This window comes from Streptomyces pyxinicus (genome assembly GCF_024753135.1).
Taxonomy (GTDB): Bacteria; Actinomycetota; Actinomycetes; order Streptomycetales; family Streptomycetaceae; genus Streptomyces; species Streptomyces pyxinicus.
Window position 1 is genome coordinate 52,078 of record NZ_JANUGP010000033.1, and the last position, 23,250, is coordinate 75,327.

A 23,250-nucleotide genomic window follows, 5' to 3' on the forward strand; every position below is an offset into this window, starting at 1 on the left:
GGCGGGCTTCAGGAGGCGGAGCGCGGTCCGACGCCGGCGCGGGCGGAGTGCACGTGCGTGGCCAGGCCGTCGAGCAGGACGGTGAAGTTCTCCCAGCTGTAGGCGTACCAGGAGGCCAGTTCGGGCTTCCAGAGCTGGCCGGCCCGGACGGCGGGCGCGCGCTTCCACAGCGGGTTGTCCGGCAGCGGGTCGGACACCGCCCACACCAGCAGGTCGGCCGGGAGGGACGGCACGTTCTCCCAGCTGACCGCCTGGCTGTACGTGTTGTCCTTGCCGCCGGGCACCGGCAGCAGGCGCATGCCCAGCGCGCTCACCGTCTTCAGCACGGCCCAGGTGTCGGGGTTCATCACGCCGATGGTGTTCTTGTCGATGCCGAAGACGAACCCGACCCTGAGGTCCCGGTTGGCGGCGACGGCCTTACGCAGCCGGCTGCCGGCCTGCTGGTAACGCTCCTTGGCGGCGGAGTCGGTGAGCCGGCCGCCGAGGGAGCGGGTGAGCCGGTCGGCGGTGCCGGCGATTCTCTCGATCGACCGGTAGGTGCTCAGACCGACCACGGGCGCGATCTTGGAGACCTCCGGGAGCTGGGAGGCGACCTGGAGGGTGCCGTCGGGCTGTACGGCGTCGATCAGCAGGTCCGGGCGGGCCTGGGCGAGCGCTTCGAGCCGTACGCCCTTGTCGGCGGAGTAGATCTTCGCGACCCCGGACCAGTCCGGGCCGACGGCCTTGACGATGCCCTGCCCGGAGTCGGTGGCGGCGACCGGGTGCAGACCGGCGGCCCACAGCGAGGCGCCCACGGTGTCGGTGAGGAACGCGATCCGCTTCGGCCGCCGGGACAGCCGTACGGTACGGCCCCGGTCGTCGGTGAAGCTCCACGCCTCGCCGCCGGAACCGCCGGACGAGGACGAGTCGTCGGACCCGCACGCGGACAGGCCGAACAGGGCGGCGGCGCCGAGACCGCCGGCGAGCAGTCCGCGCCGGGTCGGGCGGACGGCGGACAGGGGAAGGATCTCTCGGCGTCGTTCGAGGGTCGCGCTGGGCATGGGTGTGTCCTTGGGAGGTGATGAGGGTGCGGCCGCTGCAGCGGCCGGTGAGGGAGGCTTCAGTGAGGGGACCGGGGTAACAGGCCCCCGGACGCGCGCGGGGAAGCGTTCACGCCCGGGCCGCCCGCCGCCGGGCCACGAGCAGCCGGCACAGGTAGAGGCCGCCGAGCACGCCGGTCAGCGCGCCGACCGGCAACTCCGTGCCGGGCAGTACCCGTTGGGCGGCGAAGTCGCTCGCCGCCAGCAGCAGCGCGCCCATCACACCGGCGGGCACGAGCAGCGCGCCGGAGGAGCGGACCAGGGGGCGGCACAGGTGCGGGGCGGCCAGGGCGACGAAGGTGATCGGGCCGACCGCGGCGGTCGTGACGGCCGCGAGCCCCGTGGCGCAGACCGCCAGTACGAGCCGGGCGCGGCCCACCGGCACCCCGAGCCCGCGGGCGGTGTCCTCGCCCAGCTCCAGCCAGTCGAGGGCACGGGCGGCGAGCACGGTCGCGGGCACCAGCACGGCCAGGGCGGCGGCCAGGGGCGTGACGACCGCCCAGCTCGCCGAGTTGAGACTGCCGATCAGCCAGATCTGCGCGTCCTGCGCCTCGTACAGGCTGGCCCGGGTCAGCAGGTAGGCGGTGAGGGAGGTGAGCATCGCGCTGACGCCGATCCCGACCAGCACGACCCGGTAGCCGACGGCCGCACCGCGCCCCGCCGCCAGCAGGCCGACGGCCAGGGCCGTGACCAGGCCGCCCGCGAGGGACCCGGCGGCGGTGGCGTACGGCCCCCCGTGGAAGAGCACGATCTCCACCACGGCACCGCTCGCCGCACCGCTGGTGAAGCCGACGATGTCCGGACTGCCCAGCGGATTGCGGGACATGCTCTGGAACACCGCGCCGCTCATCCCGAGCGCGCCGCCGGCCAGCAGGGCGCACACCAGACGCGGCAGCCGCAGACTCGTCACGATGAAGGAGTCGGCGCCGGTGCCGTGGCCGGTGAGGCAGGCCAGCACGGCGGGCAGCGGTACGCGGTAGGCGCCGGTGGTGAGGCCGAGGGCGCCGACCACGAGGCACCCGGCGGTCAGGGCCAGGCACACCAGCACCGTGCGGGGCCGCCAGCGCAGCGACACCCGGCCGCCGTACAGGCGCAGCACCCGGCCGCGCAGGGCCGTTTCGGGCGCAGAGAGGGGGGAGAGGGTGGTCGGGGCGTTCACAGCTCGGCGATCCTGCGGCGACGGACGAGGGCGATGAAGACGGGCGCGCCGGCGAAGGCCGTCACGATCCCGGCCTGGATCTCGCCGGGTGGCGCGACGACCCGGCCGAGGATGTCGGACCCGAGGAGCAGGGTCGCGCCGAACACCATCGAGTACGGCAGCAGCCAGCGGTGGCCGGGCCCGGTGAGCGCCCGGGCCAGGTGGGGCACGGCCAGGCCGACGAACGTGATCGGGCCGACCGCCGCCGTCGCCGCCCCGCACAGCAGGGTGACCGCGAGCATCCCGAGGACCCGGGTGCGGCGGACACCGGTGCCGAGCGCGCGGGCCGTCTCGTCGCCGAGCGCGAGGGCGTTGAGCGAGCCGGACAGACCGAGGGCGAGCAGGGCGCCGGCGCCGAGGAACGGCAGCACCTCGGTGACCACGGACATCGGCTGCCCGGCCAGCGAGCCCACCCCCCAGAACCGGAACTGGTCGAACACGTCCGGGCGGAGCAGGGTGACGACCGAGATCAGCGCGCTGAGCACGGCGCTCACCGCCGTGCCCGCGAGCGCCAGCCGCACCGGCCCGGGACCGGACCGGCCGCGCGAGCCGAGCAGCTGCACCGCCGCGGCGGCGAGCCCCGCGCCCGCGAAGGCGAACCACACGCAGAAGGAGGGGTCGGTGCTGCGCCACAGGGCGATCGCGACGACCACGGCGGCCGAGGCGCCCATGTTGACGCCGAGGATGCCGGGATCGGCGAGCGGGTTGCGGGTCAGCGCCTGCATCAGGACACCCGCGAGGCCGAGCGCGGCACCGACCACGACGCCGAGCAGCGTCCGGGGCAGCCGCAGGTCCAGGACGACCGAGTCGTCCACCGAGTCCCGGCCGTGGACCAGCGCGCGCAGCACCTCGCCGGGCGGGATGGCCTTGGCGCCGACGGCCACGCTCAGCACGGCCACCAGGACCAGCAGCGCGCACGCGAGGAGCAGCCCGGACAGCCGCGCGGCGGCCACGTCCGTGCGCCGTCTTCGGCCGGTGTGCCCGGTCTGCGGCACCCCATCGGTGGCGCTGATCGTGGTGGTGCCCATCGTGCTCCTCGGCGACATGCCTGTGACAAACCTGCCGATACCAGGAACCGGCGGGGGATTAGCTTAGCCTTGCCTAATCACGCTATAGACCCCGCCGCAGGCACGACAAGGCGGCCGGACGCCAGCTCATGTCGCCGATCCGCCATCCCGTACCGGACCCGGTTTCAAGGGGTTTCGCCCGCTTCATCCCGCGTCCGGGCGGCGTACGCGGCGGGCGTGGCCCCGGTCACCCGGCGGAACGCGGCCACGAAGGCACTGGGTGTGGCATAGCCCACGCGCTCGGCCACCCGGCCCACCGGCTCCCCCTCGGCCAGGTACACGAGGGCGGCCTGGAGCCGGGCGTGGGTGCGCCACTGAGTGAACGTCATGTCCGTCTCGGCGAGGAAGAGCCGCAGCAGCGTACGGGTGCTGGACCCCACGGCCCGCGCCAGCTCGGCCAGTCCGCGCTGGTCCGCCGGGTCGTCCAGCAGCAGCGCGGCCACCTCCCGGGCCCGCGCGTCGGACGGCAGCGGCAGTTCGAACACGGCCCCGACCGCCAGCCGCAGCACCGCGAGCAGCACCGCCTCGGCGTGCCCGCGCACTCCGGGCGCCAGGTCCCCGGCCAGGTAGGCGATGAGGTGGCGGGCGAGTGGCGAGACGGCGAGCACGGTCGGCCCGGGCCAGGCCAGCGGGCAGGTGTCCGGGTCCAGATAGACGCCCTGGAGCACCGACTCCCGCAGCGCTCCCGTGGCATGCCGGACACCGCCCGGGATCCACAGCGCCAGATGCGGCGGCAGCACCCAGCAGCGGTCCCGGATGTCGACCATCACCACACCGGTGCTGGCCCAGGCGAGCTGGTGCTCGGCGTGCACGTGGTGCCGGAAGGTCTGCCCCCGTGCCATCTCGAACCGTTCGAGATCGATGGTGTTCGCGTGTGCCATGACGGCGTCCCTGCCCCTGCCTCCGCGCCCCGGCCCGTCGTCCATGGCCGATGCACGACATACGGTGGCGCCCTGCTGCGTTTACGTCAAAAGTAAGGCGACCCTAACGTAGTGGGGGTGACCGCACCCCCACTCGCCCCGCCGGCCCGCTCCACGCCCCCCGCCCCCGAACCGGCCCCGGCCGCCACCCCGCGCGCGCTGCTGTGGCGGTCCCTCGGTGACCGGCGCCGCGATCTGGCGCTGGCCTCCGCCCTGTTCAGCACCCACCAGCTCGGCGAGGCGCTGGTCCCGGTCATCGTCGGCGCCACGGTCGGCGCGGTCGTACGGCCCGGCGCGTCCGGTCCGCCGCTCGGCCCGCTCGCCCTGCTGGCGGCGGACTTCCTGTTGCTCTCCCTGTCCTACCGCTTCGGCGCCCGTGCCGCCGTACGCGCCCGGCAGCACACCGAGCACCGGATACGCATGGCGCTGACGGCACGGGTGCTGCGCCCGGCCGGCGGGGTCCGGCCCGCGCCGGGCGACCTGCTCAGCCGCGCTTCCGGGGACGCGGAGCGGGTGGGCGCCTTCGCCGGCACCCTCGCCACCACGGTGGCCGCCGTCGTCGTCCTGCTCGGCTCCACCGCCCTGCTGCTGCGCACCTCCCTCGAACTCGGCGCGCTCGTGGTGCTCGGCACCGCCGGGGTGCTGCTCGCGCAGAACCGCCTCTCGCACGTCCTGCGCCGCACCAGCGGCGCCGAACAGGCCCAGCAGGCGCGGGCCACCGCACTCGCCGAGGAACTGGTCCGGGGGCTGCGGGTCGTCAAGGGCGTCGGCGCCGAGCGGGCCGTCGCCGCCGACTACGCGCGGGTCAGCCGGGATGCCGTGCGCGCGGCACGCCGGGCCGTCTCCGCCGAGGGCGCGCTGGTCTCGGTGGGCGTGCTGCTCACCGGGCTCTATCTGACCGCCGTCGCCGCGATCGGCGGCACCCTCGCCCTGGACGGCCGGCTCGGCCTCGGCCGGCTCATCGCGGTGCTGGGCCTCGCGCAGTTCGTCATCGGCCCGATGCGGGTCCTCTCCGCCGCCCACGCCCGCTACGTCCGCGCCCTCGCGTCGGCGGCCCGCGTCCACGACGTGCTGAGCACCCCGCCCGCCGTACCGGAGCGGTCCCACACCCCCGCCGGCGAGCACGGACCCGGCGCCCTGGAGTTCCGTGCCGTGCCGCTGCCGGGCGGCGTCCGCGCCGACTGGTCCCTGCCCGCCGGGCGCATGACCGCGCTCGTGTGCGCGGACCCGGCCGTCGCCGACGCCGTGGCGCTGCTGCTGGCCCGCGAGGAGGACCCCGAGGGCGGGCGCATCCTGCTCGACGGCACCGATCTGCGGGACCTGCCGCTCGACCGGCTCCGGTCCGCCGTCCTGGTCGGCCATCACGAACCGGTGCTGCTGCCGGGCACCGTCGCCGACAACCTGGGCGCCCTCACCGACGACCCCGCCGCCGTGGCCGAGGCCACCCGGGCGTCCTTCGCCGACGAGGTCGTACGCGCCGTACCGCACGGAGCCGACACCCCGGTCGGCGACCGCGGCGAGATCCTCTCCGGCGGCCAGCGCCAACGCGTCGCACTGGGACGCGCGCTGGCCGCCCGCCCACCGGTCCTGGTCCTGCACGACCCCACCACCGCGGTGGACGCGGTCACCGAGGACGCCATCGCCGAACGCGTACGACAGCTCCGCTCCCACCGCACCACCCTCGTCCTCACCGACAGCCCCGCCTGGCTCGCCCGCTGCGACCACGTCGTCCACGTGCCCGCCACCGCCCGGACGGCGACCCGATGACGGCCGCGACAGGGGGCGCCGACCGGCTGGGCCGCCACCGTACTGCTCGCGACCACTCGGGCCCGGCCGCGCCGACCGGCCCCGGACCGCTCCTCGCCCTGCCCTCCCCGAACCGAACGGTCACCCGATGACGGCCCCCACCGCGACCCTGCTCCCCGTGGCCACCGCCCGCCAGACCCGCGCCCGTCTGCGGGCCGCCCTGCGCGGTGAACGGCCGGCGCTGTGGGCGGCGCTCGCCATGCTCGTCCTCGACAGCGCGCTCACGCTCGCGGGCCCGCTGGCGATCGGCCGGATCACCCAGGCGGTCGCCGACCACCGCGGTGCGGGGGCGCTGACCGGACCCGTGCTGTTGCTGACCGTCGCCGCGGTGGCGGGGGCGCTGACCGGCTGGGCCGCCACCGTGCTGCTCGCGCGGGCCGTCCTGACCGTGACGGGCCGGCTCCGCGAGGACGCCCTCGCCGCTGCCCTGGCCCTGCCGGTGGACACCGTGGAAGCGGGCGGCACCGGCGACCTGGTGTCCCGTGTCTCCGGCGACGCCGAGCGCGTCTCGGAGGCCGCCTCCGGCGCGGTCGGCGACTTCGCCGCGGCGGCGCTGACGATCCTCGTCACCCTCGCCGGACTGGCCGCCCTGGACTGGCGGTTCGCCCTCGCCGGACTGATCGCCGTACCCCTCCAGGCGCACACCCTGCGCTGGTACCTGCGCACCTCCCGGCCCCTGTACGCGGCCGGCCGGAGTGCCGACGGCCGCCGTGCCTCCGCACTGCTCGGCGCCTTCACCGCCCTGCCCACCCTGCGCGCCCTGCGCCTCGCACCGGGCCGGCAGGCCGAGGTGGCGCAGACCTCGGCGGAGGCGATGGCGTACGAGTTCGGCGCCACCCGGGCCGCGACCCGCTTCTACGGCCGCCTGAACATCGCCGAGTTCACCGGGCTGAGCGCGATCCTCCTGGTGGCCTGGGCGCTGGTGCGCTCGGGGCACGCCGACATCGGCGCCGCGACCACGGCCGCCCTGTTCTTCGTCGGGCTCTTCGACCCGGTCAACACCCTGCTCGGCACCTTCGACAGCGTGCAGCAGGCGACCGCCGCGCTCGCCCGGATCGCCGGTCTCACCCTGAACGGGCCTGATAAGGAACGGAGTTCGGCACCAGGCGCCGTGCGGCCGGGGGAGGGGATCGTCGTGCGCGACCTCCGCCACCGCTACGGCGACCACGGGCCGGACGTCCTGCGCGGGATCGGCCTCGACATCGCCCCCGGGCAGCGTCTTGCGGTGGTCGGCACGACCGGCTCGGGCAAGTCGACGCTGGCGAGCCTGATCGCCGGAACCCGGACACCGTACGCCGGCGGGGTCACGCTGGACGGCGTCCCCACCGACCAACTCGCCCAGCGGAGCGGGGAGTCCGCCCGGCGGATCGTGCTGGTCACCCAGGAGCACCACCTCTTCCCCGGCACGGTGGCGGACAACCTCCGGCTCGCCGGCCGTGCGGCATCGGCGCCGGACGTCGAGGCCGCCCTCGCCGCCGTCGGCGCCGCCGACTGGGTGGCCGCGCTGCCCGAGGGCGCCGACACGGTCGTCGGCCGGGGCGGCACCCGGCTGACGGCACGTCAGGTGCAGCAACTCGCGCTCGCGCGGGTCCTGTTGCTCGACCCGGAGGTGGTGGTGCTGGACGAGGCGACGGCCGAGGCCGGCAGCGACACCGCCCGGACCCTCGACCGGGCCGCCCTCGCGCTGACCGAGGGCCGCACCGCGGTCGTCGTGGCGCACCGGCTCTCCCAGGCGGCCACGGCCGACGTCGTCGTGGTGATGGCGGACGGCCGCGTGGTCGAGCGCGGGCACCCCGACGAACTGCGGGCGGCCGGCGGCGTGTACGCCCGCCTGTGGGAGTCCTGGACGCGCGGCGGCGACCGGACCCACCACCGCGGGTAAGGTAAGGCTAAGTTGCTGCCGGGGTGTTCGGGGCGTGACCCGCCCGGCGTCCCCAGGGGAGGTTTCATGACGGACTTCGCGCTGACACTCGACCGGGTGCGGCTCGGCGCCGGCGGACCGCTCAGCGCGGTACGCGTGGCCGACGGCGTCATCACCCACGTCGTCACCGACGCGGAGTCCGGCGGCCGGGCGGCACCCCACACCGGTGAGCGGGTCCTCGACCTGGACGGGCGGGTGCTGCTGCCGGGCCTGTGGGACGCCCATGTGCACATGGCGGAGTGGGCCAACGCCCGGCACCACCTGGACCTCGCGGGCACCGCCTCGGCACGCGCCGTCGCCGACCTCGTACGGGAACAGGCGGCCGGGGCACCCGGCGGCACCATCCTGTTCGGATACGGCTTCCGCGACGGACTGTGGCCCGACACCCCGCACAAGAGCCTCCTCGACGCGGTCCACCCCGACCGCCCGACCGCCCTGCTCAGCGCCGACCTGCACGCCGCCTGGCTCAACTCCGCCGCCCTCGCGCTCGCCGGCCGGGGCGACCACCCCACCGGACTGCTGCGCGAACACGAGGCCCACGAGACCCTGGCCGCCCTGCCGAAGGCACCGGCCCACGTGGTCGACGCCCGGGTCGCCGAGGCCTGCCGGGCCGCCGCCGCGCGCGGGGTGACCGGCATCATCGACTTCGAGATCGGCGGCGCGGTGGACGACTGGCGGCGCCGTACGGCAACCGCCCCGCCCGCCCTGCGGGTGGCCGCCGCCGTCTACCCGAACGGCCTCGACGCCGCCCTCGCCCAGGGCCTGCGCACCGGTACCGGCATCGGCCCGCACGGCGGCCTGGTCCGGGTCGGCCCGCTGAAGCTGTTCACCGACGGCTCCCTCAACACCCGCACCGCGCTGTGCCACGACCCCTACCCGGGCCTGGAGGGCACCGCGGACGCGCACGGCATAGGGGAGACGGCGCCCGGCGAACTGGTGCGGCTGATGCGGCGGGCCGCCGCGCACGGCATCGAGCCCGCGGTGCACGCCATCGGGGACCGCGCCAACACCGTGGCCCTGGACGCCTTCGCGACGGTGCGCTGCCGCGGCCGGATCGAACACGCCCAACTGCTCAGCCCCGAGGACCTGCCGCGCTTCGCGGAACTGGGCGTGACGGCCGGGGTGCAGCCCCGGCACGCCACCGACGACCGGGACGTGGCCGACCGGCACTGGGCCGGACGCACCGGCCGGGCCTTCGCCTACGCCGACCTGCTCGCCGCCGGCGCCCGCCTGGAGTTCGGCTCGGACGCCCCGGTCTCCCCGCTCGACCCCTGGCTCGCCATCGCCTCGGCCGTCAGCCGCACCCACGACGACCGCCCCGCCTGGCACCCCGAGCAGCGGCTGTCCGTACCGGACGCGCTCGCCGCCTCGGCCCGTGGCCGCCGGCTCGTCCGGGTCGGCGACGCGGCCGACCTGGTCGTGGTGGACGTGGACCCGCTGACAGCGGACGCCGCCACCCTGCGCGCGATGCCCGTGCACGCCACCATGACCGCAGGACGCTGGACGCACGGGCCGTACGACACCCCAGCGAGGTGAGCCGGAGACCGCGCACGCCGAGGTCCCCAGCCCGGTCGGGGCTGGGGACCCGTGTGTCGTGCCCGGTCGTCAGGACCCGGAACCGGCTCCCGACGCGGCGGCGACCACGGGGGCCGGCCGCCCGGCCGTGTCGTCGCCGTCCCGCCGGAGCCAGGACAGCAGCGGACCCGTCATGGCGGTGGTGACGACCGCCACGATGACCAGCAGCGCGTACCAGCGGCCGTCGAGCAGACCCGCCTGCTTGCCGACGTTGAGCGCGATGAGTTCGGTCAGGCCCCGGGTGTTCATCAGCGCACCGATGACGGCGCTCTGCCGCCAGCTCCCGCCGCCCAGACGCGCGGCGAGCGTGCAGCCCCCGAGCTTGGCGGCGACCGCCACCACGAGCAGCGCGAGCAGCAACAGCAGGTCCGTGGCGCCCAGTCCGCCGATGTCGACGGACCAGCCGGTGGTGATGAAGAAGACCGGCAGCAGCAGGCTGCCCGCCCGGTCCGCCCACGACACCAGCTCCGGGTCGGGGGAGCCGTCCCTACGGCGCGGCATCAGCAGCCCCGCCAGGAACGCCCCGAACACCGCGTGCAGGCCGAGGGCGTTGGTCGCCCACCCGGACAGCAGTGCCACCGCGACCAGCGGCCCGTCCCGCAGCGTGCCCCGGATCGCTGAGGTGCGCCGCAGCACCGGCCGGGTGACCGCGAGCATCGCCAGCAGATAGCAGGCCAGCAGGCCGAGCACCACGGCCGGCGAGCGTCCCCCCGAACCGGCGAGCGCGACCACACCGGCCAGCAGCAGCCAGCCGACGACGTCGGTCAGCGCCGCGGCGGCCGTGGCCACCGTGCCCGGCACCGTCCCGGCGAGACCGCGGTCGCGGATGATGCTCGCGAGGACCGGCATCGCCGTGATGGACAGCGCGACCGCCAGATACAGCGGGAAGGCCCAGCCGTCGGGGATGCCCTTCGGCGCCAGGTCGGTGCCGAGCACGAGCCGGCCGAGCGCCACGCCCGCCGCCATGGGGACGGCGAGCGCGGCCACGGACACCGTGGTGACCGCCCGGCCCTGGTGGCGCAGCAGCGAGGTGTCCAGTTCACAGCCCACGGAGAACATGAACAGCACCAGCGCCACCTGACCGAGCACGCCGAGGAAGGGCAGCGCCTCGTCGGGGACCAGCGCGGAGCTGGGGTCGCCGGGGAACCGGCCCAGCACGCTGGGCCCGAGGGCGATGCCGGCCAGCACCTGGCCGATCACCGGGGGCTGTCCGATCCGGCGGGCCAGCGCCGAGAGCAGGGCCGCGAGGGCGACGACCGTGCCGGCGGCGACCAGCACGCTGGAGGTGATCTGCTCGGTACTCATCCCACCCGCCCCGTGAGGGCTGCCACGGTCGGTCTCATACGGCCGTGCCCTCCTCGGCGAGCACGGCCTCCCCGGTGTCGGCCGTCGCGGGCACCGCCCAGCCGAGGCCGTCGGCCGAGGTCACGAGACCGTTCTCGAACAGCGGCTTCTCCAGGGTGGTGGCGCCGCCCATGGAGGCGCGGGCCTGGATCTCGTTCATGCCCTGCATGACGTCGGTGACGACCTGGGTGCCGAACAGCTCGCCCATTCGCTCCCCGCTCTCGCTCCGGGCGGGTCCGGTGCGGGTGACGGCGTCGGCGAGGTCCTGGGAGGAGGTGGTGAAGCGTTCCTTGAGGGTGTCGAGGTCCATGAGGGCCGCTTCGCCGGAGGAGACGCCGCCGACCAGTTCCACGAAAGCGCGCAGGTCGGTGGCTTCGGCGCGGGAGACCTTGCGGGCCTGCCAGAAGTAGGAGTCCTCGTTGTGCTGCATGTCGTAGAAGGCGAGGAGGAATTCGTAGAAGACGCCGTACTCGCGGCGGTAGCGGCGCTCGAACTCCCCGAACGCCCGCTCCTCCTCCAGGTCGCCCGCGAGGGCGCTGTTGATGGAGCGGGCGGCGAGGAGGCCGCCGTACGTGGCGAGGTGGACGCCGGTGGAGAAGACGGGGTCGACGAAGCAGGCGGCGTCGCCGACCAGGACCATGCCGGGCTGCCAGAAGCGTTCCATGGCGTAGGAGTAGTCCTTGCGGACGCGGAGTTCGCCGTAGGGGCCGTCGGTGACGCGGGTGGCGTCCTTGAGGTAGTCCTTGATCATCGGGGCGCGTTCGATGAACTGGGCCATGGCGGCCTCGGGGTCGCGGGAGAGGGTGGAGACCTGGGAGCGGTTGACGACGGCGCCGACGCTGGTGAGGGTGTCGGTGAGGGGGATGTACCAGAACCAGCCGTCGTCCCAGGCGCAGCACAGGATGTTCCCGGCATCCGGTCCGGGCAGCCGCTTGCCGCCCTCGTAGTAGCCGTAGAGGGCGACGTTGCGGAAGAAGTCCGAGTAGTTCCGCTTGCCCACCGTGCGGGCCAGTTTGCTGTTGCTGCCCGAGGCGTCCACGACATAGCGGGCGCTGGTCTCGTGGGTGCGGCCGTCCTGATCCGTCCAGCGCAGGCCGGTGACCCGCTCGCCCTCGCTGAGCGTGGCCACGGCGGTGCACTGTTCGCGGACGTCGACACCGAGGCGGCGGGCGTTGTCGAGGAGGATCTTGTCGAACTTCATGCGCTCCACCTGGTAGGCGGTGGAGGTGGGGCCGGACATCAGGGGGGAGTAGGCGAACAGGAAGTTCCACGGCTCGGGGTTGGAGCCCCAGCGGAAGGTGCCGCCCCGCTTGGGCATGAAGTTCGCCTTCTCCAGTTCCTCGGTCACGCCGAGGAAGCGGCAGACGCCGTGGATCGTGGCGGGCAGCAGGGACTCGCCGATCTGGTGGCGGGGGAAGGACTCCTTCTCCAGCAGCAGCACGCGGTGACCGGCCATCGCGACCAGCGCGGCGGTCGTCGACCCGCCGGGGCCGCCACCGACCACCACGACGTCGTAGGAGTCGGCGGGACCTGCCGCGGTCGTGCCGGAGGCGTGCTCGGACGTGGACATGTGAGTCTCCCTGGGAGTGCGGCCGGAGCCGGTGGGAACGAGGGGTGTGTGTCGTGCGGGTCGCGTCGGCCGTGGCCGGCGCCCGGTCACTCGGGCGGGGCGGGTACGGCGGTGCGGCGGGACATGTGCCGCGCGGAAGGCAGCGTCGGAAGCGGGGCCCGGGGCCCGGCGACGACCTGCCCGGCCATGCAAGTAAGGGTTACCTTAGTTGCCTGGTGGCGTCGGGTCAATCGCCGTCAACCTCCGCCGTCGCGTGCGGCGTTGGGAGGGCCGAGGCCAGGTCAGCCCTCGGCCCCGACGGCGTTGAGGAAGGTGCGGAACTTGGCCGCCGTCTCGGCGGTCTCGGACTCCGGATCGGACGCGGAGACCACCCCGGCGCCCGCGTAGAGCCGCAGCGTGCGCTCCTCGGCCTCGGCGCAGCGCAGGGTGATCACCCACTCGCCGTTGCCCTCGGTGTCGCCCCAGCCGACCATGCCGGTGTAGAAGCCGCGGTCGAACGGCTCGGACTCGCGGATCACCCGCCGCGCCAGACCGGTCGGCGTACCGCAGACCGCGGGGGTCGGGTGCAGCGCGCAGGCGATCTCCAGGGCCGAGGTCTCCGGACGGGCGAGCGTCCCGGTGACGGTCGTGGACAGGTGCCACATGGCGGCCGTGCGGATCAGCGACGGCCGCGCCGGCACGTCGATGGTGGCGCAGTACGGCGCGAGCGCCTGGTGCACCGCGTCCACGACGACCGCGTGCTCGTGCAGGTCCTTGGCCGACTCCAGCAGCCCGGCGGCCCGCCGGACGTCCTCGGCGAGATCGGGGCTGCGCGGCACCGAACCGGCCAGCGGGTTCGACACCAGCCGGTCCCCGCGCCGGGACACCAGCAGCTCCGGGCTCGCCCCGAGCAGGGTCCTGGCGGGCGCGGTCGGCAGCGCGAAGGTGTAGCCGGAGGGGTCGGTGCGCGCGAGCCGCTGGAGCATGCCGGGCAGGTCCAGGTCGCCGGACCCGGTCAGCTCCAGGGTGCGGGCCAGCACCACCTTGCTGAACTCGCCCTTCCACATGCGGTCCACGGCCGCGGCGACGCTCTTGCCGTACACCTCCGGCTCCGGTTCCGGACGCGCCGTCCAGGTGGCGGCGGCGGGGGGTCCGGCGGCGGGCAGCACCACGAGCGGGTCGGTGGCGAGCGCCGGGCCGCCGCGGGTCGCCTCCGGTACGACCAGGGCGGCGGGCGCCGACTGGTCGAAGGGGATGGCGCCGATCACCAGCGGCGCCGCCCCGTGCCGGGCGCGCACCCCGCGCAGGGTCTCCGCGACCCGCTCGTACACGGGCCCGGGGCCGTGCGGCACCTCCTCCAGGACACCGTGGGCGAGCAGGGTGCGGGTGGGCGTGGCGAGGAAGCGGTCACCCGGGCGGAACGCGTCGAGCAGCACCGTCGCCGCACCGACGGGGTAGGGGGTGGGGGAGGGGGCGGACGCGTGCGAGAGCGCGTCTGTCTGAGGGACCGTCGGCACGGCTGGCTCCTTGGGCTCGGTCGGGTGGTGGGGAGTGTTCATCGGGCGCTCCGGTGCCGGTCGCCGTCCGGGACGGCCCGCAGGGCCGCGTCCAGCAGGGGGCCGATCTCGTCCAGGACGCGCGCCGACATCAGCTCGTCGTGGCCGCAGTCCAGGACGTGCTCGGTGAGGGGGCCGCCGACATGGGCGGGCCACACCAGGCCCGGCGCGTCCTCGGCGGGGGTGGAGCGCGCGGCGGTGAAGAACTGCACGGCACCCCGGAAGTGCCGGGTGCGGCTGCGCGAGAGCAGCCGTACGCAGTGCACGTTGGTGTCCACGACGGCGTGCAGCAGCTCCTCGTCGAACCCGGCGAGCAGCCCCTGGCTGTCCCGGATCGCGGCCACCGCCTCCGCGCGGCTCACCCCGCGGCCGGTGTCGCCGTCGAGGCCGGCCACCGAGAGCAGGAAGCCGCTCTCCTCCCGCTCCAGCCGCTCCCGCCAGTCGGGCGAGTCCAGGTAGGACCAGTCCTCCCGCTCGGGCGGGTAGGCGTCCAGCAGCGCGAGGAACGCCACCTCCTCGCCCCGCTCCTGGAGCAGCGCGGCCAGCGTGTGCGCCACGGTGCCGCCGAAGGAGTAGCCGGCGAAGTGGTACGGCCCCTCGGGCTGCACGGCACGGATCGCCGTCAGGTACCGCTCGCACAGCCCGGCCACGTCCGCGACCTCGGGCAGCTCGCCCGAAAGACCGGGGGACTGCACGCCGTACACCGGGCGGTCCGGGTCGAGGTGGCGCAGCAGGCCGGTGTACTGCCAGCTGAACCCGGAGGCCGGGTGGAAGCAGAACAGCGGTGCTCTGCGCCCCCGTTCGCGCAGCGGCAGCAGCACGCGCAGCGCGTCGCGGCGGGCGTCGGTGCCGATCCGGGCGGCCACCCCGGCCACCGTCGGCGCCGACATCACGGTGCCCACCTGCACCGGCACCCCCAGCTCGGCCCGGATCCGGCCCACCAGGCGCATCGCCAGCAGCGAATGACCGCCCAGGTCGAAGAAGTTATCCTCCACGCCGACCCGTTCGAGCCCCAGCACCTCGGCGAAGAGCCCGCACAGCAGCTCCTCACGGGCGTCCTTGGGCGGGCGGCCCGTGCCGGTGTCCCCGAGGGCGGGCGCGGGCAGGGCGCTCCGGTCCACCTTGCCGTTGACCGTCAGCGGCAGCGCGTCCAGCGGCACGAACACGGACGGCACCATGAACTCGGGCAGCAGCGCCGCCAGTCGGGCCCGCGGCGCGTCCGTCCCCCGGCCGCCGGGGGTGTCCGGCGTGTCCGGGGTGCCGGAGGCGGTGACGGTGTACGCCACCAGCCGCTTCACCCCGCCCGGACCGGTGTGCACGGTGACCGCGGCGGCGGCCACACCCGGGTCGTCCGTCAGCGCCGACTCGATCTCGCCCAACTCGACCCGGAAACCGCGGATCTTCACCTGGTGGTCGGTACGGCCCAGGTAGTCGAGCTGCCCGTCCGCCCGCAGGCGCACCAGGTCACCGGTGCGGTACATCCGGGTGCCGGGCACCCCGAACGGGTCGGCGACGAACCGCTCCGCCGTCAGCTCCGGCCGCCGGAAGTAGCCGCGCGCCAGCCCCGCTCCCGCCAGGTACAGCTCGCCCGGCACCCCGCGCGGCACCGGCCGCAGCGCACCGTCGAGCACGTAGGCGCGGGTGTTGTGGATGGGCCGGCCGACACAGGAGGAGGCGCTCGCGTCGGCGTCCGCGCCGAGCGCGTTGATGGTGTACTCGGTCGGGCCGTACAGGTTGTAGCCCATCGTGCCCTCGGTGTCCCGCAGCAGCGTCCACAGCGAGTCCGGCACCGCCTCGCCGCCGAGCAGCACCAGCGTCGGCCGGTGCCGGTCCGCGGCCAGCAGCCCGGCGTCGATCAGCTGCTGCCCGTACGACGGGGTGACGTTGACGACGTCGATCCCGACCCGGTCGTAGTGCGCGGTCAACGCGGCCGGGTCCAGGCGCAGTTCCTCGCCGATGACGTGCACCTCGTGCCCGTCCACCAGCCAGAAGAACTCCTCCCACGACATGTCGAAGGCGAACGACACCGTGTGCGCGACCCGCAGCCGGCGCCCGCCCGCCAGCTTCACGGCCGGCTCGAAGATCCGCTCCCGGTGGTTGCCGAGCATGTTCACCAGACCCGCGTACGGCACCACGACGCCCTTGGGCCGGCCGGTCGAACCGGAGGTGTAGATCAGGTAGGCCGGGTGGCGGCCGTCCCGGGGCGCGGTCAGCTCGGACTCGGCGACCGGGGCGCCCGCACGGCCCGCGAGGTCCGCCACGGTCTCCGGCGCGTCCAGCACCAGCGGCGGCACGCCCGGCACCGCCGGCACCCGGCCGGCGACCGCCGCCGAGGTCACCAGGCACAGCGGTACGGCGTCCTCGACCATCGCCGCCAGCCGGTCCACCGGGTGGTCCAAGTCGAGCGGCAGATAGGCGGCACCCGTCTTCAGCACCGCGAACAGGGCGACGACGAAGTCCGCCGAGCGCGGCAGGCCCAGCGCGACCGTGCGCTCGGGACCGGCACCCCGGGCGATCAGCGCCCGCGCCAGCCGGGAGGACCGCTCGTCCAGCTCGGCGTAGCTCAGCCGCTCGTCCTCGAAGACCAGCGCCGTCGCCTCCGGGGTGGCCGCCGCCTGCCGGGCGAACAGCTCGATCAGTGACTCGTCCGGCACCGCGTGCCCCGTGTCGTCGCCCAGCTCCAGCAGCGCCGCCCGCTCCTCGGGTGCCAGCGCCTGCAACCGGCCCACCGGGGTGGCGCCGCCCGCCGCGAACTGCCCGACCAGCCGCCGCAGCCGCGCCGCCAGCTCTCCGGCGGTGGCCGCGTCGTACAGGTCGGGCCGGTAGGCGAGGCTCAGCTCCAGTGAGGCGCCGGGGGTGACCGCCAGCGTCAGCGGGTAGTGGGTGCCGTCCACACTGTGCGTCCAGCCGATGCCGTACCGGGCGACGGCCTCCTCGCGGGCGGCGTCGTCCAGCGGGGTGTTCCGGAACACGTACAGCGTGTCGAAGAGGGTGCCGAGGCCGGTGGCCCGCTGGATGCGGCCGAGCCCCAGGTAGTGGTGCGGCAGCAGCTCGGCGTGCTCACGCTGCACGCGCACCAGCAGGTCCCGCAGCGACTCGTCCGGGCGGAGCGACACCCGGAACGGCAGGGTGTTCATGAACATGCCGATCATATGGTCGACGCCGGGCACGTCGGCCGGGCGGCCCGAGACCGTGGCACCGAACACCACGTCGTCCCGGCCGGTCAGCGCGGCCAGGGACAGCGCCCAGGCGGCCGACAGCACGGTGTTCAGCGTCACCCCGCAGCCCCGGGCGAACCGCCGCAGCCCGTCGCTGAGTTCCTCGCCGAGCGCGATGTCCACCACCTCGGCGGTGACCGGCTGCCGTGCCGGGTCCGCCGGTGCCACCAGCGTCGCCTGGTCCAGCCCCGACAGATGCGCCCGCCACGCCGCGAGGGCCGCCGCCGAGTCGGTGCCGGCCAGCCATCGCAGGTACTCCCGGTACGGCGTCACCGGGGGCAGCGAGTCCGGGTCGCCACCCCGCCCGTACAGCGCGAACAGCTCCTCGAAGAACAGCGACTCCGACCAGCCGTCGGTGAGGATGTGATGCTGTGTCACACAGAGCATCCAGCGGTCCGTGGCGAACTTCAGCAGCGTCACGCGCATCAACGGCGGCGCCGACAGGTCGAACCGGGTCGCCGCGTCGGCGAGGGAGAAACCGCGCTGCGCGGCCCGCTGCGCCTCCTCGTCCAGGCCGGTCAAGTCCTCGACCCGCCAGGGGAGTTCCCACTCGGCCGGAACGGCCTGCACCGGGTGCGGCAGGCCCTCGTGCCAGAAGCCCGAGCGCAGGTTCGGGTGCCGGCGCAGCATCGCGTCGAACGCCGCCCGCAGCGCGGCCGTGTCGACGGCGTGCCGCAGCTCCACGAAGTTCTGCATCAGGTAGACGTCCAGCGCCCGGTCGTCGTACACCGCGTGGAAGTACAGACCCTCCTGGAGCGGCGCCAGCGGCAGCACCTCGGCCACCTCGCCGAACACCCCGGCGAGCGCCGTGCGCCCGGCCTCGTCCAGCGTCACCAGCGGCTCCCGGGACACGGCCGGGGCCGCGTCGGCGTCCAGCGCGCGGGCGGCGGCGGCCAGACCCGCCGGGGTGCGCTGCTCGAACACGTCGCGCGGGGCAAGGACCAGGCCCTCCTTGCGGGCCCGCGTCACCAGCTGGATGGAGACGATGCTGTCGCCGCCCAGGGCGAAGAAGTCGTCGTCCACCCCCGCCGAGGCCAGCCCCAGCACCTCCGTGAAGATCCGGCACAGCGTCTCCTCCCGGGCGTCGCGAGGCGCCCGGGAAACGGCAGCGCCGGTCAGCACCGGAGCGGGCAGCGCGGCCCGGTCCAGCTTCCCGTTGACCGTCATCGGCAGCGCGTCCACCACCACGACGGCCGCCGGCACCATGTAGTCGGGCAGCACCGCCGCCAACTCCTCGCGGACCGCGCCCGGATCGGCGTCCCCCGTCACATAGCCGACCAGCCGCCTGACGCCCGGAGTGTCCTCGCGCACCACGACCGCCGCCGCCGTGACACCCGCCAGCGCGGTGAGCGCCGACTCCACCTCGCCCGGCTCGATCCGGTAGCCCCGGATCTTCACCTGGTCGTCGGCCCGGCCCAGATACTCCAACTCGCCGTCCGCACCGAGCCGTACGAGGTCACCGGTGCGGTACATCCGGGTACCGGGCGGCCCGTACGGGTCGGCGACGAACCGCTCGGCGGTCAGCCCGTACCGGCCCAGGTAGCCGCGCGCCACACCGTGACCGGCGAGGTACAGCTCGCCCGTCGTCCCGGCCGGCACCGGGCGCAGCGCGCCGTCCAGCACATAGGCGCCGGTGTTGCCGATGGGCCGCCCGACGACCGGCGTGCCGCTCACGGAGAGGTCGGCGGCGAGCGCGTCCACCGTGTACTCGGTCGGCCCGTACAGGTTCACCGACATGACACCGTCGGCGCCTCGCACCTGCGACCACAGGGCGGGCGGCACCGCCTCGCCGCCGAGCAGCAGCAGCGCGGGCCGGTGGTGGGCGGCGTCCAGCAGGCCCCAGTCGAGCAGCTGGCGGGCGTAGGTGGGCGTGACGTCCATCGCGTCGATCCGCCGCTCGCGGACGTAGCCGACGACGAACTCCGCGTCCCGGCGGCCCACTTCGTCCAGCACGTGCAGCTCGTGCCCGGCGATCAGCCAGAACAGCTGCTCCCAGGAGGTGTCGAAGCTGAACGACGCCGTGTGCAGCGCGCGCAGGACGCGCCCGCCGGCGGCGGCGACCACCGGCCCGAAGACCTCGCCGAGGTGGTTCGCGTACAGGTTGGCCAGACCGCCGTGGGTGAGCACCACACCCTTGGGCCGCCCGGTCGACCCCGAGGTGTAGATCACGTACGCCGGGTGCTCCGCGACCACGTCAGGCGACGCGGGCACCGGCGCGGCCGTGGCCGACCCGATCGCGGTCTCCGGCGTGTCCAGCAGCAGCCGCTCAGGGCCGCCCTGCTCCGGGAGCAGACCGGCCGCCTCGGAGGTGGTCAGCACGCACACCGGAGCGGCGTCGTCCAGCATGTAGCCCAGCCGGTCCGCCGGATGGTCCAGGTCCAGCGGCAGATAGGCACCGCCCGCCCGCAGCACCGCGAGGATCGCCACCACCGACTCGGCCGACCGGGGCACCGCCAGCGCCACCACCGACTCGGGGCCCACCCCGCGCGCGACGAGCAGCGAGGCCAGCCGCGCCGCCCGCCACTCCAACTCCGCGAAGGTCAGCGTCACCTCGCCGGCGACCACCGCGACGGCGTCCGGTGTGCGGGCCGCCTGCTCGGCGAACCGGTCCGCGACCGTGCCGCCGGGCACGTCCCGCACCGCACCCCGCCAACTTTCCCGCACCCGCCGCGTCTCCGCCTCGGGCAGCAACTCCAGCGCACCTACGACGCGTTCGGGAGAAGTGGTCAGCCGCTCCAGCACCAACGCCAGCCGGTCGGCGAGCAGTTCGGCGTGCTGGGCGTCGAACAGGTCCGGGCGGTACTCCAGGCGCAGCAGCGCGCGCTCCTCCAGTGCCACCGCGAGGGTGAGCGGGTAGTGCGTGGCGTCACGTGCCTCGACCCCCGTCACCCGGAGCCCGTCGCCGACCGGCCGGGTGGCCTCGGGGTCCACCGGATAGTTCTCGATCACCACGAGCGTGTCGAACAGCTCCCGGCCGCCCGCCTGCTTCTGGATCGGGCCCAGCCCCAGATGGTGGTGGGCCAGCAGCGCGTTCTGCTCGTCCCGGAACCGCCGCAACAGCCCCGCCACGCTCTCCTCGGGACGCAGCGCCAGCCGTACCGGCACCGTCGTGATGAACAGGCCGAGCATCGACTCGACCCCCGGTATCTCGTCCGGGCGCCCCGACACCGTCAGGCCGAATACGACGTCCTGACGACCCGTCAACTGAGCGACGACCAGACCCCACGCACACTGGATCAGCGTGCTCGGCGTCGTGCCGAGCCGGCGCGCGGCGGCCGTCAGCCGGGCCGTCGCCGCCGCGGACAGCTCCAGGGCGTGCACACCCGGCCGCACCGCCGGCCGCGCCGGATCGGCCGCCGCCACCAGCGTCGGCTCCGCCAGTGTCGCCAGCGCCGCGCGCCAGGCCGCCTCGGCCGCCGGCACGTCCTGCCGCTTCAGCCACTTCAGATAGTCCCGGTACGGGCGCACCGCGGGCAGCGCGGACGCGTCGCCGTCACTGCCGTACAGCGCCAGCAGATCTCCCACCAGCAGCGGCATCGACCAGCCGTCCACCAGGATGTGGTGCACGGTGACGATCAGCCGGTGGTCGCCGTCCGCGACCCGGGCCAGCACCAGCCGCAGCAGCGGCGGCCGGTGCAGTTCGAACCGCCGGGCCAGCTCGGCCCGTTCCAGCTCGGCGAGCGCCCGCCCGACGTCTCCGGAGGCGGGCAGGTCGGCGCGCTCCACGCCGACGCGCACCTCGGCGGGCACGAACTGCACCGGCTGCGGCACCCCTTCGTGCCAGAACCCGGCCCGCAGGTTCGGGTGCCGCCGTAGCAACGCGTGGGCCGCCCGCTCCAGCCGGGCCGCGTCGACCGGCCCCGCCAGCGCCACCGTGACCTGCACGGTGTACACGTCGGCGGCGCCCCGGTCGGCGTCGTAGACGGAATGGAACAGCATGCCCTGCTGCAGGGGGGACAGCGGCAGCATGTCCTCGATCCGAGCCTGCTTCACTGCTGGCCCCTCCACATTTCTTCGAGCATGGTGATCTGGTCCTGGTCGAGTTCGAGCAGGTCGAGGTCGGAAGGCGTGTGCCCGGCGGTCGTCCCGCCGTCCGCCCAGGCGGTGAACGCGTCCAGCGCGTCCAGCCAGCCGTCCGCCAGCGCGCTGACGGTGTCCTGGGACAGGGCCTCGCCCGCCCAGACGAACGACGCCACGAGCTGCGGCCCGTCCGGTCCGGCCGCCACCTCCGCGACGACCTCCAGCGCGTGCGACAGCGGCAGGGCCGGGTCCGGGGCCACGGACAGGGCGTCGGCTTCCTCGGCCGGACCCCACTCGGAGGAGTCGGAGGCGGTCCGGGCCGTCTGCCGGCCCAGGTAGTTCCACAGGACCTCCGCCCCGACCGTCCCGCCCGCACCGCCCGGCTCGAACAGCCCGGCGGTGCCGGCGTTCAGTCGGCGCAGCAGGCCCGCGCCCACCCCGCCGTCCGGCACGTCACGCAGCAGCTCCTTGACCTCCTTCAGGGCCGCGCCCGCGTCCTCGGTCCCCGCGAGCACGGCCGCCGGGTCGTAGGTGCGCGCGCCCAGCCGCAGCGGGTACACGGAGGTCAGCCAGCCGACCGTACGGGTCAGATCGGCATCCGGCACGAGATCCTGTTCCCGGCCGTGCCCCTCCAGGTCCACCGCGAACCCGGCCGCCTCGGCCATCCGCCCCGCACGAGCCGCCCAGCCCCCGACGGCCAGCGCGAACGCGGCCAGCAGGATGTCGTTGACCGTGCCGTGCACCGCCGCCGGAACCCGCTCCAGCAGCGGCCCGGTGCGCTCGGCCGACAGCCGTACCTCCAGCCGGCGCGCCGTCGCCACGGTGTCCCGCGCCGGGTCCAGCGCCCGGTCGGTGAGGAGCCGCCCGTCCGGCGCCTGAGCCAGCCAGCGGTCCAGCTCGGCGAGCCGCCGGGCACTGTGCGCCTCGGCGAGCAGCCCGGCCGTCCACGTCCGCAGCGACGTCGGCACGGGTTCCAGAGCGGGCGCCCGGCCCGCCGCGGCGGCCTCCCACGCCGACCGCAGGTCGGGCAGCAGGATCTGCCACGACACCTCGTCGACCACCAGATGGTGGGCCACCAGCAGCAGCCTGCCCGAAGCGCCCGGACCGGCGTCGAGGAACACCGCCCGCACCGTCCGCCCGGCAGCCGGGTCCAGCTCCCCCGCCGCCCGGTCCGACTCCCGCGCCACCAGCTCGCGCAGCGCCGTCCCCTCGGCACCGACGGCGTGCACCGTGCGCAGCACCGAGCCGGCCTCCAACGCACCCACCGGCCGCACCTCGGCACTCCACAGCCCCGGCCGCGCCACCGTCAGCGCCAGCCGCAGCCCGTCGTGCCGGTCCAGGACCGCCTGAAGCGCCGTGATCAGATCGGCCCCGCGCACCCCGGCGGGCAGCCGCACCAGGCGGGCCTGGCAGAACCGCTCGTACGGGCCGCCCCGCGCCGCCAGCCAGTGCGCCACCGGCGGCAGCACCAGCGGCCCGGTGCCCACGTCCGCCGGCCGCTCGGCCGCCCCGGTGTCCTCGGGCGCCACGACCGCGGCGAGTCCGGCCGGAGTCGGCTCCTGGAACACCTGCCGGGCCGTCACCGTGAGCCCCTCCTTCCGGGCGAGGCTCACCAGCCGGATGGAGACGATGCTGTCGCCGCCCAGCTCGAAGAAGTTGTCCTCGACACCGACGGCGGGCAGCCCGAGCACCTCGGCCATCAGCCGGGCGAGCACCCGCGCCGTCCCCTCGCCGGGGGCGACTGACGGCGCCGCCCCCGCCGGTGCGGGCAGGGCACGGCGGTCGAGCTTGCCGTTGGCGGTCAGCGGCAGGGCGTCCAGCGTCACGAAGAGCGCCGGGACCATGTACCTGGGCAGCCGCTCCGCCGCATGAGTCCGCAGCTCTTCCGGTACGACGGCCGCACCGGGTGCCGGCACCACGTACCCGACGAGCTGCTGCACACCGGGCCGGTCCTCGCGGACATGCGCTACGGCTTGGCCGACACCGGGGGTGTCGGC

General features: G+C 75.1%; 12 protein-coding genes. 3 read left to right on the plus strand and 9 right to left on the minus strand.

The features are described from left to right. Window positions 1-8 precede the first annotated feature (8 nt). The 4 genes from NX794_RS30790 to NX794_RS30805 all read right to left on the minus strand — a co-directional run bounded on the left by NX794_RS30790 (window position 9) and on the right by NX794_RS30805 (window position 4,225). Window positions 9-1,040 (minus strand): ABC transporter substrate-binding protein, encoded by a 1,032-nt coding sequence (locus NX794_RS30790; protein ID WP_258782781.1) that lies wholly within the window; start codon window positions 1,038-1,040, stop codon window positions 9-11. 109 nt (window positions 1,041-1,149) lie between these two features. After that, window positions 1,150-2,238, minus strand: a complete 1,089-nt coding sequence (locus NX794_RS30795; protein ID WP_258782782.1) for a FecCD family ABC transporter permease — start codon at window positions 2,236-2,238, stop codon at window positions 1,150-1,152. Continuing rightward, entirely contained in the window at window positions 2,235-3,305 is a 1,071-nt protein-coding gene (locus tag NX794_RS30800) for a FecCD family ABC transporter permease (protein WP_258782783.1), read from the minus strand. The genes NX794_RS30795 and NX794_RS30800 overlap by 4 nt, the downstream gene beginning before the upstream one ends. Before the next feature lie 164 nt (window positions 3,306-3,469). Beyond that, window positions 3,470-4,225, minus strand: coding sequence for an AraC family transcriptional regulator (locus NX794_RS30805; protein WP_258782784.1), 756 nt, complete (start codon window positions 4,223-4,225; stop codon window positions 3,470-3,472). A 117-nt stretch (window positions 4,226-4,342) separates the two neighbouring features. Here NX794_RS30805 and NX794_RS30810 point away from each other — a divergent pair, with 117 nt between their 5' ends. The 3 genes from NX794_RS30810 to NX794_RS30820 all read left to right on the plus strand — a co-directional run bounded on the left by NX794_RS30810 (window position 4,343) and on the right by NX794_RS30820 (window position 9,527). After that, complete coding sequence (locus NX794_RS30810; protein WP_258782785.1) at window positions 4,343-6,031, plus strand: ABC transporter ATP-binding protein; 1,689 nt, start codon at window positions 4,343-4,345, stop codon at window positions 6,029-6,031. 127 nt (window positions 6,032-6,158) lie between these two features. After that, window positions 6,159-7,952, plus strand: a complete 1,794-nt coding sequence (locus NX794_RS30815) for an ABC transporter ATP-binding protein (protein ID WP_258782786.1) — start codon at window positions 6,159-6,161, stop codon at window positions 7,950-7,952. Between the two features lie 66 nt (window positions 7,953-8,018). Next, entirely contained in the window at window positions 8,019-9,527 is a 1,509-nt protein-coding gene (locus NX794_RS30820) for an amidohydrolase (RefSeq protein ID WP_258782787.1), read from the plus strand. 69 nt (window positions 9,528-9,596) lie between these two features. Here the strand turns inward: NX794_RS30820 and NX794_RS30825 are convergent, their stop codons facing one another. From NX794_RS30825 to NX794_RS30845, 5 genes are all read right to left on the minus strand, one after another. Beyond that, the gene (locus NX794_RS30825) at window positions 9,597-10,871 is read right to left on the minus strand and encodes a cation:proton antiporter (protein ID WP_258782788.1); all 1,275 of its coding nucleotides are present in this window, start codon (window positions 10,869-10,871) and stop codon (window positions 9,597-9,599) included. Between the two features lie 34 nt (window positions 10,872-10,905). Further along, window positions 10,906-12,480 carry a tryptophan 7-halogenase gene (locus tag NX794_RS30830; RefSeq protein ID WP_258782790.1) on the minus strand — a complete coding sequence of 525 codons (1,575 nt, stop codon included), beginning with the start codon at window positions 12,478-12,480 and terminating at the stop codon, window positions 10,906-10,908. 281 nt (window positions 12,481-12,761) lie between these two features. Next, window positions 12,762-13,976 (minus strand): isochorismate synthase, encoded by a 1,215-nt coding sequence (locus tag NX794_RS30835; protein ID WP_428985993.1) that lies wholly within the window; start codon window positions 13,974-13,976, stop codon window positions 12,762-12,764. A gap of 38 nt (window positions 13,977-14,014) precedes the next feature. Further along, on the minus strand, window positions 14,015-21,202 hold the full coding sequence (locus tag NX794_RS30840) for an amino acid adenylation domain-containing protein (RefSeq protein WP_428985994.1): 7,188 nt from the start codon (window positions 21,200-21,202) through the stop codon (window positions 14,015-14,017). 20 nt (window positions 21,203-21,222) lie between these two features. After that, a partial coding sequence (locus tag NX794_RS30845) for a condensation domain-containing protein (protein WP_258782793.1) occupies window positions 21,223-23,250 on the minus strand: 2,028 nt, incomplete at its 5' end.

Excerpts from the sequence above, each read along its gene's own strand:
- NX794_RS30825 (WP_258782788.1), bottom strand. The coding sequence starts at position 10,871 with ATGAGTACCGAGCAGATCACCTCCAGCGTGCTGGTCGCCGCCGGCACG.
- NX794_RS30800 (WP_258782783.1), bottom strand. The coding sequence starts at position 3,305 with ATGGGCACCACCACGATCAGCGCCACCGATGGGGTGCCGCAGACCGGG.
- NX794_RS30790 (WP_258782781.1), bottom strand. The coding sequence starts at position 1,040 with ATGCCCAGCGCGACCCTCGAACGACGCCGAGAGATCCTTCCCCTGTCC.
- NX794_RS30830 (WP_258782790.1), bottom strand. The coding sequence starts at position 12,480 with ATGTCCACGTCCGAGCACGCCTCCGGCACGACCGCGGCAGGTCCCGCC.
- NX794_RS30805 (WP_258782784.1), bottom strand. The coding sequence starts at position 4,225 with ATGGCACACGCGAACACCATCGATCTCGAACGGTTCGAGATGGCACGG.
- NX794_RS30815 (WP_258782786.1), top strand. The coding sequence starts at position 6,159 with ATGACGGCCCCCACCGCGACCCTGCTCCCCGTGGCCACCGCCCGCCAG.
- NX794_RS30820 (WP_258782787.1), top strand. The coding sequence starts at position 8,019 with ATGACGGACTTCGCGCTGACACTCGACCGGGTGCGGCTCGGCGCCGGC.
- NX794_RS30840 (WP_428985994.1), bottom strand. The coding sequence starts at position 21,202 with ATGCTGCCGCTGTCCCCCCTGCAGCAGGGCATGCTGTTCCATTCCGTC.